Annotated in this window: 14 protein-coding genes; 11 read left to right on the forward strand and 3 right to left on the reverse strand. The window is 54.0% G+C overall.

The annotated features are described in order from the left end of the window. Window positions 1-86: 86 nt before the first annotated feature. Window positions 87-581: a free L-methionine (R)-S-oxide reductase MsrC gene (gene msrC, locus ACE5LO_RS27085; RefSeq protein WP_375523024.1), complete on the reverse strand. Its 495-nt coding sequence runs from the start codon at window positions 579-581 to the stop codon at window positions 87-89. A 257-nt stretch (window positions 582-838) separates the two neighbouring features. Here msrC and ACE5LO_RS27090 point away from each other — a divergent pair, with 257 nt between their 5' ends. From ACE5LO_RS27090 to ACE5LO_RS27115, 5 genes are all read left to right on the forward strand, one after another. Further along, window positions 839-1,435, forward strand: coding sequence for a GNAT family N-acetyltransferase (locus tag ACE5LO_RS27090; protein ID WP_375523025.1), 597 nt, complete (start codon window positions 839-841; stop codon window positions 1,433-1,435). After that, a complete protein-coding gene (locus tag ACE5LO_RS27095; protein ID WP_375523026.1) occupies window positions 1,419-2,180 on the forward strand; it encodes an energy-coupling factor transporter transmembrane component T family protein in 762 nt (253 codons plus the stop codon). Before ACE5LO_RS27090 ends, ACE5LO_RS27095 begins: the two co-directional genes overlap by 17 nt. Window positions 2,181-2,385: 205 nt before the next feature. Next, window positions 2,386-2,922, forward strand: coding sequence for an ECF transporter S component (locus ACE5LO_RS27100; protein WP_375523034.1), 537 nt, complete (start codon window positions 2,386-2,388; stop codon window positions 2,920-2,922). A 64-nt stretch (window positions 2,923-2,986) separates the two neighbouring features. Beyond that, window positions 2,987-4,423, forward strand: coding sequence for an ABC transporter ATP-binding protein (locus tag ACE5LO_RS27970; RefSeq protein ID WP_511228000.1), 1,437 nt, complete (start codon window positions 2,987-2,989; stop codon window positions 4,421-4,423). A 136-nt stretch (window positions 4,424-4,559) separates the two neighbouring features. After that, window positions 4,560-6,047 carry an MDR family MFS transporter gene (locus ACE5LO_RS27115; protein WP_375523036.1) on the forward strand — a complete coding sequence of 496 codons (1,488 nt, stop codon included), beginning with the start codon at window positions 4,560-4,562 and terminating at the stop codon, window positions 6,045-6,047. 115 nt (window positions 6,048-6,162) lie between these two features. Here ACE5LO_RS27115 and ACE5LO_RS27120 read toward each other — a convergent pair whose 3' ends face one another. Continuing rightward, a complete protein-coding gene (locus ACE5LO_RS27120) occupies window positions 6,163-6,630 on the reverse strand; it encodes a MarR family winged helix-turn-helix transcriptional regulator (protein ID WP_375523027.1) in 468 nt (155 codons plus the stop codon). A gap of 299 nt (window positions 6,631-6,929) precedes the next feature. Here ACE5LO_RS27120 and ACE5LO_RS27125 point away from each other — a divergent pair, with 299 nt between their 5' ends. Continuing rightward, window positions 6,930-7,220, forward strand: a complete 291-nt coding sequence (locus ACE5LO_RS27125; protein ID WP_375523028.1) for a hypothetical protein — start codon at window positions 6,930-6,932, stop codon at window positions 7,218-7,220. Between the two features lie 58 nt (window positions 7,221-7,278). On the opposite strand, the gene ACE5LO_RS27130 is transcribed toward ACE5LO_RS27125, so the two are convergent. Next, window positions 7,279-8,532 (reverse strand): BaiN/RdsA family NAD(P)/FAD-dependent oxidoreductase, encoded by a 1,254-nt coding sequence (locus tag ACE5LO_RS27130; protein ID WP_375523029.1) that lies wholly within the window; start codon window positions 8,530-8,532, stop codon window positions 7,279-7,281. A 167-nt stretch (window positions 8,533-8,699) separates the two neighbouring features. Between ACE5LO_RS27130 and ACE5LO_RS27135 the strand changes: the two genes are divergently transcribed. The 5 genes from ACE5LO_RS27135 (at window position 8,700) to mutY (ending at window position 13,656) form a co-directional block, all read left to right on the forward strand. Further along, window positions 8,700-10,424, forward strand: coding sequence for an ATP-binding protein (locus tag ACE5LO_RS27135; protein ID WP_375523030.1), 1,725 nt, complete (start codon window positions 8,700-8,702; stop codon window positions 10,422-10,424). Between the two features lie 117 nt (window positions 10,425-10,541). Further along, window positions 10,542-10,976, forward strand: coding sequence for a BrxA/BrxB family bacilliredoxin (locus tag ACE5LO_RS27140; protein ID WP_375523031.1), 435 nt, complete (start codon window positions 10,542-10,544; stop codon window positions 10,974-10,976). A 102-nt stretch (window positions 10,977-11,078) separates the two neighbouring features. After that, a complete protein-coding gene (gene nadE / locus ACE5LO_RS27145; protein WP_375523037.1) occupies window positions 11,079-11,888 on the forward strand; it encodes an NAD(+) synthase in 810 nt (269 codons plus the stop codon). 164 nt (window positions 11,889-12,052) lie between these two features. Continuing rightward, window positions 12,053-12,451 carry a holo-ACP synthase gene (gene acpS / locus ACE5LO_RS27150; RefSeq protein WP_375523032.1) on the forward strand — a complete coding sequence of 133 codons (399 nt, stop codon included), beginning with the start codon at window positions 12,053-12,055 and terminating at the stop codon, window positions 12,449-12,451. A gap of 26 nt (window positions 12,452-12,477) precedes the next feature. Continuing rightward, window positions 12,478-13,656: an A/G-specific adenine glycosylase gene (gene mutY / locus ACE5LO_RS27155; RefSeq protein WP_375523033.1), complete on the forward strand. Its 1,179-nt coding sequence runs from the start codon at window positions 12,478-12,480 to the stop codon at window positions 13,654-13,656. Window positions 13,657-14,102 lie beyond the last annotated feature (446 nt).

Below are 14,102 nucleotides of genomic sequence, written 5' to 3' on the forward strand. Positions count from 1 at the left end.
TGAATTCAAGATTCGATGTCGAGTCCGCTTCCTGACTTACTTCGTGATCAAAAGATGACTTTTTGAACTACCTCTTAAAGGTTTTCTTATTTCGGCGGATTTTGCAGCTGAGATAGAAGGACATCCGCAAACTGCTCCAGAAACGCCTGATCCACGCTGTCGAATCTGCCCTTGAGCGGGCTGTCGATATCCATCACGCCGATCAGCTCACCGTCCTTGACGAGTGGAACGACAATTTCGCTATTGGAGGCCGCGTCACAGGCGATATGGCCTGGAAACTTGTGAACATCCTCCACAACAATGGTCCGGCGCTCCGCTGCCGCTGTACCGCATACGCCGCGTCCCAGCGGTATCCGGATGCAAGCCGGAAGGCCCTGGAAAGGCCCGAGCACCAGCTCCTTGCCGTCAAACAGATAAAAGCCTGTCCAGTTGACATCCCGCAGAAAGTGCGAGAGCAGCGAGGATGCATTAGCCAGGTTGGCTATATTGTTGGTTTCGTCATGGATCAGTCCTTTGAGCTGACTCAATACCGAGGCGTACTGTTCAGCGCGAGTCCCTTCGTAGGGCATTGCTTGAAACATGATTATCTCACTCCTGTCTTCTCATGGCTGGACATTCATAATTGCTGAAGGCGCTGTTGCTCAAACCCTTGGAAGGCTGCAAATGACCGGAGAAATGCATGAGCTGTCTACCAGCGGTTAATTAATTTAAGATATAATGTTTTGCCCTTTGGCGTCAAGAGAAAGAAACTGAAAATTCCCATGGGGCGGTTGTATTTGCATATGTCCTGTGCTTCAATGTTAGAAAGCAACCGGCATGCACCGGAAATGGGGGAAGAATGAAGATGTATGAGTGCAAGGGGAGCATCCCCGTATTGGAAGGCAGCCGAATCCGGCTGCGCAAAATGGAGGTGGGAGAAGCGCGCCGGGTGTTCGCGTTTTGGTCGGACAGTGAGGTAACCCGTTATATGAACATGGAGTCCATGTTCTCGCCGGAGGATGCGAAGGATATGATTGAATTGCTCAATCGTCTGTCCCTTTCGGAGGATGCAATCCGCTGGGGCATCGAACTGAAGGAGAACGGCGAACTGATTGGCAGCTGCGGTTTTAATCATTGGCAGCTAAGCGGGGCCTTCAAGGGTGAAATCGGCTACGAGCTGTCCCGTTCCCATTGGAGAAAGGGCTATATGTCCGAAGCTCTGGATTTGCTGCATGCCTTCGGATATGAAACGATGAAGCTGAACCGGCTGGAAGCCATGGTGGATCCGCGCAATGAACCGTCGCAGCGGCTGCTGGAATCCTTCGGCTGGAGCAGGGAAGGGTTGCTCCGCCAGGTTCAATACACTTCGACAGGCTACAAAGATATGCTCTTGTATTCACTGTTATACGAGGAGTGGAATAAGAAGAAAAATGGTACCTATGCAAATCACCGATAAATCAAAAGGCATCTCTGCCCTGCATGGAGCAGGTCCGCTCAGCAAGCTCGTCATGCTGCTCTGCGTCAGTCTGCTCGGCATGGTCTGGAACACGGTGCAACTGCAGGCCCTGCTGCTCGGGGCGCTGATTCTGGCGGCCAGACTGCTGGCGGGCCTTGTTTTCTCAAGGCAGCTCAAAGCGATGTCCTTTCTCGTATGGATGGGTATTCCTTATTTTGCTCTGACCCTGCTGGCTGTTCGCACCGGCACGGTATGGCGGGAGTGGGGACCGCTGGTCATCACGAATGAAGGCTGGAATACAGCGGGGGCTTTGACTCTGCGCATGTTTGTGCTGTTTCTCGCCTCATTCATATATATCGCTACCACGGCTCCGCGCGATTTCGTGCAGGCCGTTCATCAGAAACTGAAGATTCCGTACAGATTCGCTTTTGGTCTCTCCATCGCATTGACCTTCCTGCCCCTGCTGGAGGAGGAAGGGAAAGTGATCGCGGCGGCGCGGCGTGTGCGCGGAAGCAGGCCTGCCCGCGGTTTGGCAGGACAAGCCCGTTGGTGGGGAGGATTCATCGTAGCTGTACTGGTCAATGCGGTTCGGCGTGTGCAGCAGACGGCTTCTGCTATGGAAGGCCGGGGGTTTGGGGCTTATCCTGACAGGACTTATTTGCGTCCGGTTGAGGCTTCTCCTGCAGGACCGTGGTGGGCTGCTCTATTAGCGGGCACTGTGCTGCTGCTCATATGGACGATGTGAGCTTCATCACGGTCAATTCCATACTTAAGCCGTGAATGGGGCTCGTGCGCCCTCATTGTCAACCTTAAGTAAATAAAACTGGTTGACAATGAGGCGTGCCTATCATACCATGTGAAAGAGAGTGAGTCAGAAATGGGAGAATAAGGAGCTGCCGATTGTGAAAAAATTTCGTTTTTCCGCTTTTACTACCTTTGATATTGTTCTGATGGCTATGCTGGCTACAGCGAACGGAGCGATGACCTTTTATTTGTCCGTTGTCAACAAGACGCTGAACAGCCTTGGTGGCCCTATTGCCACCTCTACCATTGTCGGCCTGTACATGGTTTACGGACTACTTGCCTACTATATTATCCGCAAGCCCGGCACGGCCGTGATTACTTACGCGTTCGGAGCGCTTGTGCAGTCGTTCATGGGCACGGCTTACGGCTTCATGTCCGCGATTGCGGCAGCACTCTGCTATATGATTGCTGCCGAGCTGGTCTTTGCCCTGCTGCGCCACAAGGCATGGAATGTGGGGGCGCTTATGCTCGCTGGAGGGGCGATGGTTCCGTTGTGGTTTATCGTAGCGGCCTATATGTTCGGTTATACGAGCTGGGGCTGGCAGGTGCTGGCCATTGCGCTTGTCGTTCGTGTGATCAGTGGAGTGCTGTTGTGCGGACTGCTGACCAAATGGCTGGGAGACGCTCTCGGCCGTACAGGCCTCCTGCGCCGTTATGCCTGGAGCCGTGACGAACGTGTCTGAACCGAAGCGGATGGAGAAGAACGGGGAGCCTGCCGGCGGTGAAGGCAGGCTCCCCGTCATCGTAATGGATCAGCTGGGCTATCGTTACAATGGGGAGGAGTCGTTTGCCCTAAGCGATATAACGCTGTCGATCAGGGGCGGTGAGCATACAGCCATCGTCGGGGCCAGTGGCAGCGGGAAGTCTACTCTCTGCCAGCTTCTTAATGGCACGTTGTCCCGGGCAGGTCTGGGGGAAAAGACAGGAAGCCTGACCGTATTCGGACAGGACCCGGCGGAGGGGGACATCGCCGCCATCGCCACCACCACGGGCGTGGTGCTGCAGGACCCCGATGCGCAGCTCATCCGCGAAACGGTGGAGGATGAGCTGGCTTTCGGTCCGGAGAACCTGTGCGTGTCTCCGGACGAGATCGGGCGCCGCCTGACGGATGCGCTGGAGACGGTCGGCCTGACTGCCGAGCGCCACTCCCGGGTGCGCCGCCTGTCGGGCGGGCAGCGCCAGCGCACCGGCATCGCGGCGGTGCTCGCACTGCAGCCGCAGCTCGTCGTCTTCGACGACGCTGCGGCGAATCTGGACCCGCCGGCCCGGCACGATTTCGTGCGCCTTTGCCGGCGGCTCCGGGCCGAGGGCCGGACGGTCGTCACCGCGTCCGGCCGCATGGACGAGACGGCGCGGGCCGCCCAGCGCGTCATCGTCCTGGCGGGCGGGGCCGTGCTGCTCGACGGCCCGCCTGAGGCGCTGCTGCGCTCCCATGGGGCGCAGCTTGCAGCCCTCGGGCTGCTGCCCTCCGTGCAGGGGGGCAGCGCCAGCGCACCGGCATCGCAGCGAACCTCGCGCGCTCCCCTGCTGGAGGTGAAGGAGCTGTCCTTCACCTACCCGGGGAGCAGCCGGCCGGCGCTGGCCGCCACAAGCCTTGCGCTGGCCGCGGGAGAACGCGTCGTTCTGCTGGGCGAGAACGGTGCGGGCAAAACGACGCTCGGCAAGCTGCTGATGGGCCTGCTGCCCGTGCCGCGCAGGCGCATGTTCTGGCAGGGAGCCGATATGGCGAAGCTCCCTGCCTGGAGGCTGGCCGCGGAGATCGGCTATGTGTTCCAGCAGCCTGAACACCAGTTCGCCGCCGCGACCGTGTGGGAGGAATGCCTGTACAGTGTCCGGGCATTCCTGGGCCTGCGCAGACAGGAGGAGGTGCCTGCCGAATACGAGCGGCGGGCACATGAGCTGCTGCGCCGGATCGGCCTGCAGGAGAAGCTGCAGGCCTCGCCTTATCTGCTGAGTGGCGGCGAGAAAAGACTGCTCAGCACGGCAGCACAATTTGTGCTCCCGCGCAAGCTGTACATTCTGGACGAGCCGACGGCTGGAACCGATTATAAAGGGGCGGAGATTTTCCTGGAGCTGTGCCGGGAACAGTCGGAGGCTGGGGCGGCCCTGCTTGTGATTACGCATGATTCCGAGCTGGCCGGTACGCTTCCCGACCGTACGCTGCGGTTGACAAAGCCGCGCTAAACCTCCAAAATATAACATGATTGTTACAGGCGGGCCTTTAGGTCCGCCTGTTCTTGCCTGCCGGATAGGAAAACTCTGGTTTTCCGATACAAATCATAGAGAGGATTTGAAGCATATCGTGGATACACAGCAACCCATGAAACGCAGCCTGGTTCTGGTCGGAGTGCTGATGGCTACCTTCCTGGCAGCCATCGAAGGCACGGTCATCGGCCCTGCCGGCCCGACGATTGTCAGTGAACTGGGCAGCGTATCTCTGCTGAGCTGGATCTTTACTTCGTATTTGCTGACCATGGCGGTTACAACGCCGATCTTTGGCAAGCTCACCGACTTGTATGGTCGTAAGCCCATTTTTCTAATCGGCTGCTCCCTGTTCGTTATCGGCTCGCTGCTGTGCGGATTGGCCGGGAACATGAATCAATTGATCGTATACAGAGCCATACAAGGGATCGGCGCAGGAGCGGTCATTCCGGTAACCTTTACGATTATCGGGGACATTTATACTATTGAAGAACGCGGCAAGGTGCAGGGCATGATCAGCTCCGTATGGGGCATTTCCTCCCTGCTGGGGCCTCTGCTGGGCGGATACGTTTCCTCCTACTTCGGCTGGGAATGGATTTTTGTCTTCAATGTGCCTTTCGGTATATTGTCCATGTTCTTTATTGCCCGTTATCTGCATGAGCAGGTTGCCAAACGGACGGCCAGGATTGACATTGCGGGGGCGGTTACCTTCACCGTCGGCATGGCCGCCCTTTTGCTCGTCCTGACGCTGGGTGGACAATACATGAGCTGGTCCTCGGGAGGGCTGCTCGCTCTTGCTGCCGGTGCTGTCATATTTCTGGTGCTGTTTCTGATTATTGAGCAGCGGGCGCAGGAGCCGATGGTTCCGCTCAAGCTGTTCGGCATCCGAGATATTGCGGTGTCATGTATAGCTGCCCTGCTGGTCAGCTCGCTGCTGATCGGCCTGACGAGCTATCTGCCGCTCTGGATTCAGGGGGTCCGCGGCGGTGATGCGGCTTCATCAGGGCTTGCGCTCTCGCCTATGGCTGTAGGTTGGCTGTTTGGTTCGGTGTGGGGAGGCCGCATGATTGTGCGGCTCGGCTCGCGCTTTACCTCTGTCCTCGGCCTGAGTTTTATTGCGGCGGCTGCGGTGGTGATGCTGCTGATAAGCGAGTTCTCGCCTGTATGGCTGATGCTCGCCGGAACCTTTATGTACGGACTGGGCTTCGGCTTTTCAATGACCTCGTTTACGATTATTGCGCAGTCATCGGTCGGTTTCCGGCAGCGTGGAGCTTCCACTGCGCTTAATACATTTTTGCGTACACTGGGTCAGACCGTCGGGGTGGCAGCCTTCGGGTCCTGGCTGAATTACCGGATAACGGAGCAGTCAGCGGCTAACCATCTGTTGGAGCAGGGAGTGACACAGGAGGAAATCAGCGGTCTGCTGTCTGCCCATTCGGGGCAGCAGATGAGCGTGCAGACTGCACACCTGTTGAGACAGGTGATGGAAAGCGGCCTGCATTCCCTGTTTGTGATTATGACAGTGATTGCGGTGGTCAGCTGGATCGTGGTGTGGGGGCTGCGCAATCAGCCGCCTGCACCTGAAGAAGAGGGTGCCCAAGTTTAAGCTGAAGAGGCCATTTACGGACCTGGTGCCGGAAATGGCCTCTTCAGCGTGTATTTGAAATTTTAGAGTTAGCATACAAATTTCGTTTCCTCCGTTTCACAGGGTGCAAAATAAGTTATTTATGCGTAGAGGACGATAAGCTTTCCGCACTGCGGCCCAGCTTCTTCAACAGCTTAATCAGCTGATCCATTTCTTCATCGCTTATTCCGCTGTAGGCCCTTTCAATTTGCTGTGTAAAGGCAGGATAAATCGTATCCATGATTTTGCGCCCCTCCGTCGTCAGCTCCGCATGGATAATGCGCCGGTCCTGTGGACAGGGGTGACGGAACAGATAACCCTTGCTTTCCAGTTTGTCGATGACATAGGTGACATTCCCGCTTTGCAGCAGCAGCTTGGCGCCAATCTGCTGGATCGGCTGTGGTCCTCTGTGATACAGCACTTCCATGACAGCGAATGCTGTCGGGTTGAAGCCGGCAGCTTTGATGCCTGCGACTGAATGCTCGCTTATACTTTTGAACGCTTTGGAGAGCACACTGTGAAGATGCATAGATTTTAGGGTAAGAAGAGAGGCTGAATCCAGCATATTCATTCCGCCTTTATGTTATGGATTTGGGGTTGAACGCCCGGATTTCCGAACGGGCAGCCATGCCCATGGCATAAGTTTACAAGACCTGGGTATTGTGTTATATGACGTTTGTCACAGTAATTGCATTTTTAATTATTAAATTTTTATAAAAATGCTTGGATATATTCGCGTACGTGCACAAGGGCGGGAAAAAACAGGTCTTGAGATCTGTTCTTTGCTCTTAAAAGCGGAGGGAATTGGGCATATTACTATTAAGCAGCTCAAATCAACATACTAGATATGGAGGTACATATATCATGAATATGGAAAATACGCCCTTAAAGTTTGAATTCAGCGAATCCTTTGCAGCCGATTCTGCCTGCAGCACGTTGAAAGAAATCGGCTATGATGCACAGCGTTCCGGAGAGGGGGATCTGTATGTACGGATTGAGAACCAGGATGTAGAGTCTGCGCTGGAAATTTGCCAGGAGCATGGGGGCTGCCTGAATATCAACGACGGCCTATATCGACAGGGAAGCGGACTCAGCGCCTATGGATTGGACGAGGTCGTGATTCCCGCCCATCTTGTAAATGACGCTACTTCATGAATGTGCGGAAAGATACGGAAGGTGCTTTCTCGAGGAAGCGCCTTCCGTTTTGTGAAGACTACATCGCCGCATGCCGGCCGGCGTTATAGCCGGTGGTGAAGGCGGCGGTGATGTTGTATCCTCCGGTATAACCGTGAATATCCATAATTTCGCCGCAGAAGTACAGTCCGGGCATCAGCCTGGATTCCATCGTTCTGGGGTCGATTTCTTTCAGATTAACCCCGCCTCCTGTAACAAAGGCTTCCTTGATGGAGAGCGTGCCGCTGACGGAAACGGGAAACTCCTTGATCAGCCGGGCCAGCTCCCGCCATTGCTGCTTCGGAATATGATCGAAGGTCAGATCCTCCCGCAGCCCGGCCTTATCGAGCAGCAGCGGAATCAGCCTTTCCGGCAGATAACCCTTGAGCGTATTTTTGACCGTTTTTCTGGAATCTTCCTCGGACAGTTTCCACGTCTCGTTGTGTATTTCATCCTCATATTTATGAGGAAACAAGTCCAGTGTAAGAGGGACTTTTCCCGCTCCATGCTTTTTCAGTTCTTTTACGACAAATTGACTGCAGCGCAGGGCGGCAGGACCAGAAATTCCGAAATGGGTAAAGATCATGTCCCCTTCGTGGGTGATCACTTGCTTGTGCTTCGGATTCCAGACGGTAAGGCTGACGCTGCGCAGAGAGAGGCCCTGCAGGCTTTTATCCTGTATAAACGGTTCATTGGACACCAAGGGCACCTCGGTGGGGTAAAGCTCTGTGATCGTATGCCCGGCCTTTTCCGCCCATGCATAGCCGTCCCCTTCGGAGCCGGTATGAGGCACAGATTTGCCGCCCACGGCGATAATCACCTTGCTGCTGCGGATTATGCTTCCGGACCGGAGTCTGACCCCGCAAGCATGTCCATCATCATACAGCACCTCTGCCACCGGGGAGTTCAGATGGATTTCCACGCCTTCAGAACGGACTTTTTTTACAAGCGCATCCACAACGGTCTTTGCCCTGTCCGTAACGGGGAACATGCGTCCGTTATCCTCCTCTTTCAGCTGGATGCCAAGCTTTTCGAAATAGGCTGCGATGTCCTTGTTGCTGAAAGCGGTCAAAGCGCTGTACAGAAAACGCCCGTTGCCTGGAATATGCCGGATCAGCTCATCCAGTTCCTTGGCGTTGGTAACGTTGCAGCGGCCGCCTCCGGAAATACCGAGCTTGCGTCCGAGCTTGGCTCCTTTTTCAACCAAAAGCACCTTAGCGCCCGTTTCACCGGCAGCCGCAGCGGCCATCAGCCCCGCGGAACCGCCTCCAATTACTATAATGTCGTATTTCATCTATTATTCTTCTTCCTTTATTAAATAGTTTCATGTTCACGTATGGCCCTCGACAACTTTTGGCGCCCAGGGTCATATTCCGGGAACTCACACATATATTGTAATATATTGTTGCCTATGTTTTAATCGAACTATCAGGCGACAGATAAGAAAGGGGGAGAGCCATTTTGACCGAGATTAGGGAACAAGTGCTGCAGCTGCTTTTGGCCGGAATGATGGCAGGCCTCTTTTCACTGCTCGCGGACAGGGTTAATGATTTGACCACAGGAAAGCCTGCTTCTGAAGAACAGAGACGTGAATGGATTTTGGCGGGGTCCTGCATTCCCGTTATCTTCCTTTGTCTGCTGTTCCGCTCAGATCAAGCTCCGCTGATTCCGCATTTGGGCTTCATACCGTTGACGGCAGCATTATTGTATGCCAGGGTTTCCAATGCTTTTATACTTACTTTACTTACTGCTATCGGGAGTCTCCTGTTAGCGCCCGGTTTGGATCGGGTGGCGGTGCTGATTGATTCGGGTGTTTTGCTTGCTCCGGCGGCCCTGGTGCTTTCATCACGTTTTAAACAGGGGAAGCTTGCCTTTAAGCTCACAGTTTTCTCAGTTTTGATCCTTGCCCAATTTGTACTTCATTACATAACTGTGCTGACGGCCGGAGATACGTCTGACAGCTTCTCTTTATCGGAGGTACCGATATATCTGGGCTCGGCGCTGTTCTCCGTACTGACAGCGTGCCTTATTTCTTTTATGATTGAAAGGGCCTTGAACAACAGGAAATTACGCTCCGACCTGGAGCAAACGACGGTTCGCTTGCAGTTGGAATCCGGCAAACTCAAGGCATATCTGGAATATATGCCGTCGGCGGCAGCCATTCTGGATCGGCAGGGCAACATTATACATATTAACACAACGATGCTGGAATATTACAGGCTTAGGATTCCCGAGCTTCATAAAGAAGATATCGTCGGTGTTCATTTTTCTACGCTGGCGGAATCTGACCGCCTTCAGGAGTTGGCTTCGAGCTTTGACAAAGCCCTGCAAGGCGAGCGGGATACGAAAATTTCAAAATCAGGCCCTTATATTTATTTGTCCAGTATTTCCCCTATTTATGAGCCTGACGGCGAGATTATGGAGGTTCTGTATATAATGCAGGATATGACGGAACTAGAAATGCTGCGGAGTGAGATGGGGAATGTAGAGCGCTTGAGCCTTGTTGGACAAATGGCTGCGGGGATTACGCATGAAATCCGTAATCCGATGGCGGTGGTGCGCGGTTTTCTGCAGCTGATGCGGGAAAAATCCCCGGTCTCTCTCGATCACTATTACCGGATTGTTATGGAAGAGCTCGACCGGGCCAACGGCATCATTAACGATTTCCTCTCTCTCGCCCAGAACCGGATTGTCGAGAAGGAGGACAGCCATCTGCACAGCCTTGTGCAGGAGCTGGTGCCTCTGCTGTGGGCTGACGCCAATTTGCGCGGCCAAAGTATTGAGCTCAAGCTGGATGATAGCGTTCCCAATCTGTACCTGAATCCGAAAGAGATCAAGCAGCTGATCCTGAACCTGGCCCGCAACGGAATGGAGGCTATGGGTGATAAAGGCATGCTGACCATTCTGACCCGGACCGTTGGAGAGTATGTCGAACTGGAAGTGAGGGATACGGGTTCAGGCATCCCGGGGGAGCAAATGGGGAAGCTGTTTGAGCCGTTCTACACCACCAAGACGAAGGGGACGGGGCTTGGGCTTTCGCTGTGCAAGAGAATCGTTGATCGTCACCACGGCACGATCGCAGTCCATTCGGATGAAGGCGCGGGAACTTCATTTGTCGTAAGGCTGAGAAGGCTTGCGGACTATCCGGCAGCCATGTCTGAATTGCAGGACTCAAAGGAGGCGTAGCTTGCTTGGCATATCGCATTCATAATACAGTGACAGGTTTGCTTTCAAGCATGATGAATGTATAATAAAAATAATCCTATACAAGTTAAGAATTATCCATAAAGGAGTGAACAGGTAATGTCTATGTCTTTTGACCAATATATGAGGGATATGGTTCAGCCCATGAGAGATGAGCTTACGTCCATCGGAATCCAGGAGCTTCGTACGCCTGAGGAGGTTGAAGCCAATTTGCCGGAGGCCAAGGGGACAACGCTTGTGGTTATCAATTCCGTATGCGGCTGTGCGGCAGGTCAAGCTCGTCCGGGCGTCGCGCAGGCGCTGCAGCATGATGTGACCCCTGATCATCTGTTTACCGTTTTTGCCGGACAGGACAAGGAGGCTACTGCCAAGGCGCGTGAATACTTTGCCCCTTATCCGCCGTCTTCCCCTTCCATTGCTTTGATGAAGGATGGAGAACTGGTTCATTTTATTGAACGCCATCAGGTGGAGAACCGTTCCGCCGAGGAGATTGCGGAGGATCTGAGTAGCGCGTTTGAACGCTTCTGCCGTTAATAAGGATAGCGCCCCGCATCTTTCGATTTCCGCGAAGCTGCCGGGGCGTTTCGTTTGTCCTCAATTTTTGTCACATATTCTAGTAGGAGAGGTGCATATTTGATGACATTGCAGGAGCAGATCATTGCTGAATTGAATGTCAAGCCCGTGATTGATGTAGAGGCTGAGGTTCGCAAGCGTGTGGATTTTCTGAAAAGCTATGTGGAAAACGCCAGGGCGAAAGGGCTGCTGATCGCTATTAGTGGCGGAATTGACAGTGCGGTGGCCGCAGGGCTTTGCAAACGCGCGACGGACGAGCTTACGCAGGAGCATGGAGAGGAATATATGACCCTTGGTGTGTTCCAGCCTTACGGAACCCAATCGGATATTGAACACAGCTACGCGGTGGCCAAGGCCTTCGAATTGAAACATACGGCAGAGACCAACATTCAAACCCCGGTTGACGATATTGCGGCCGAGGTGGACAAGAGCTTTGCAGCCTTGAATATTTCCCGTACGATGACACCTCAGGGCAAAGGCAATGTGAAGGCGAGAACTCGTATGGTTGTCCAGTACGCACTGGCCAATGAACTGAATCTGCTGGTGGTTGGAACCGACCATGCTTCGGAGGCGATTACAGGCTTTTACACCAAGTGGGGTGACGGAGCGGTGGACATTACGCCACTGACCAGCCTGAACAAACGTCAGGTGCGCCAGCTGGCGAGCTATCTTGGGGTGCCGCAGGAAATCCTGGACAAAGCTCCTACCGCAGGATTATGGGAAGGTCAGACGGATGAGAAGGAGCTGGGAATCTCCTATGAGGACAACAGCGACTACCTCGAAGGCAAGGAAATCGATCCTGCTGCCCGTGAGCGGCTGGAAAGCTTCTACAAAAAGACGGCTCACAAACGGAATGCGATTCCGGGCATCTGAACTATCATGTCATAAAAAAGCAGCAATGGCGGAAAGCCGTTGCTGCTTTTTTGCCGCCTGCTTTTCTGTCCGTTCTCGCAATGGTACAGGGCACCTGTTACAATATATTTTATGCCGTGTGCAAGGGGCGGTCTGAAGGCACGGAGAGAGGATGGTAAAGCGCTGTGATCTATGGAATCGGACATGATGTGGTGGAGATTAAAAGAATAAACCGGATTATAGAGGGAAGTCATCGGCAGTCGTTTTTGCAGCGTATCCTTACTTCGGATGAGCTGACGCTTGCTGAAGAGCGTGCAGGCAGGCTGGGCGAGTTTGCCGCCGGGCGGTTTGCAGCGAAGGAAGCTGTGTCGAAGGCCTTCGGCTGCGGTATTGGGAAGCTGATCGGTTTTCAGGATATGACCGTTCTGCCGCTGCCGGGCGGACGCCCGTACGTACAGCTTGCGGCAGCAGCTTGGGAAAGGCTCGCGCTGCCGGACAACGGGCAATATAACATTCATTTAAGCATTACTCACCAGACAGAGCTTGCATCCGCCTTTGCCGTGGTGGAGCGTATGTCGAATTAAATAGCCGTACAGGAGAATTCAACGCAATGACTAATTTGGAGCAAAGACGCTTTTTCAGCAGAGAGCTGCTGGCATGGTATATGGGGAATCGGCGTGATTTGCCATGGCGCAGGCACAGGGACCCTTATTTTATCTGGGTATCCGAGATCATGCTTCAGCAGACAAGAGTGGATACGGTGATTCCTTATTTCAACCGTTTTATAGAACGCTTTCCCACTTTGCAGGTTTTGGCGGCAGCTCCCGAGGAGGATGTGCTGAAGCACTGGGAGGGACTAGGCTACTATTCAAGGGCGCGGAATTTGCAGCAGGCCGCCAGACAGGTGGTGGATCTGCATGGCGGCCGTATTCCGGATGACCGTGGCGCGGTTGCGGCCTTGAAGGGAGTCGGGCCATATACAACCGGGGCGATTATGAGCATTGCGTTTAACCGCCCGGAACCTGCTGTGGACGGGAATGTGATGCGGGTCCTCTCCAGATATTTTCTGATCGAAGAGGATATTATGAAGGGCAGCACACGAGCCGGCATGGAGGAACTGGTGCGCGATCTGATTCCCGAGGGCAGGGCCTCGGACTTCAATCAGGCGCTGATGGAGCTCGGGGCGCTCGTATGCACGCCGAAGTCACCGCACTGCCTTACCTGCCCGGTCATGGAGCATTGTGAAGGCAGGCTGGCAGGCAGGGAAGAGACGCTGCCCGTCAAGACCAAGGCCAAGAAGCCACGCCTGGAGCAGCGTTCTGTCGCTCTGATTGAAGGGCAGGGCCATCATGCGGGACGGATATTGGTCCGCCAGCGTCCGGCCACAGGTTTGCTTGCACGAATGTGGGAGCTGCCGCACGTTGCATCGTCCCCGTCCGGAACGGAAGGTCCTGTCCCAGATGAACCTGCCATGGATCGGCTGGCAGGGGCGTTGATGGATGAGGGTATACCGGTTTTCCCGGTGGCGTTTCTGCGTGAAGCGGAGCATACGTTCAGCCATATCCATTGGAATCTGCGGGTATTCCGCTTTCTTGAAGGGGAGTCTGGTGCGGGACTGAAGCAGAGCTTGGTGGCAGAATCCCGGGCTGAGTACAGGACAGAGGCCGCATCTGCAGAAGAGGGGACAGCCGGAGGGGCTGTACGCTGGATTGATCGCAGCGATATGGAGACCCTGGCCTTTCCGAAGGTGTTTCTTGATATTCTTCGTGATTATTTTGAGAGTAAATAACTCAACTTTCACAGCAAGAAATCGGCAAATAGGCCTTGATGTAACTGGGCAAAACGGAGTTCTACTGCTGGAGTTGATGCTGAATCAAAGCAGGCAGCTTTTTTCTAGCTTTCTTGCAAGAAGGGGATTCGCCCCCCTCAGAGTCTAGTAGCTCGAGTGAGATGGGTATCTATAGATGTGGTGTCTATAAGGTCTGGTGTGTGGTGTGCCTAATGCCTAATGCCTAATGCCTGATGCCTTTCCATACAGCTTTGCACGATTATCCCTTTTGATCAGAATGCGGGGGTTGGAGGTTCGGGAGGCCTAGGGGAAAGAATAAAGAGAAAAGAGAAAAGAGAAAGGAGATAAGAAAAAAGAGGCTCTTCGCTGTTTGTTGTGGAATGCTAGATAATAGAGCTCTATTGATAGCTTGTTAGATTCACAGTCATTTTCAAAGGTTTGTCCAA

Origin of the sequence: Paenibacillus medicaginis (assembly GCF_042138635.1) — a bacterium.
GTDB classification, from domain to species: domain Bacteria; phylum Bacillota; class Bacilli; order Paenibacillales; family Paenibacillaceae; genus Paenibacillus; species Paenibacillus medicaginis.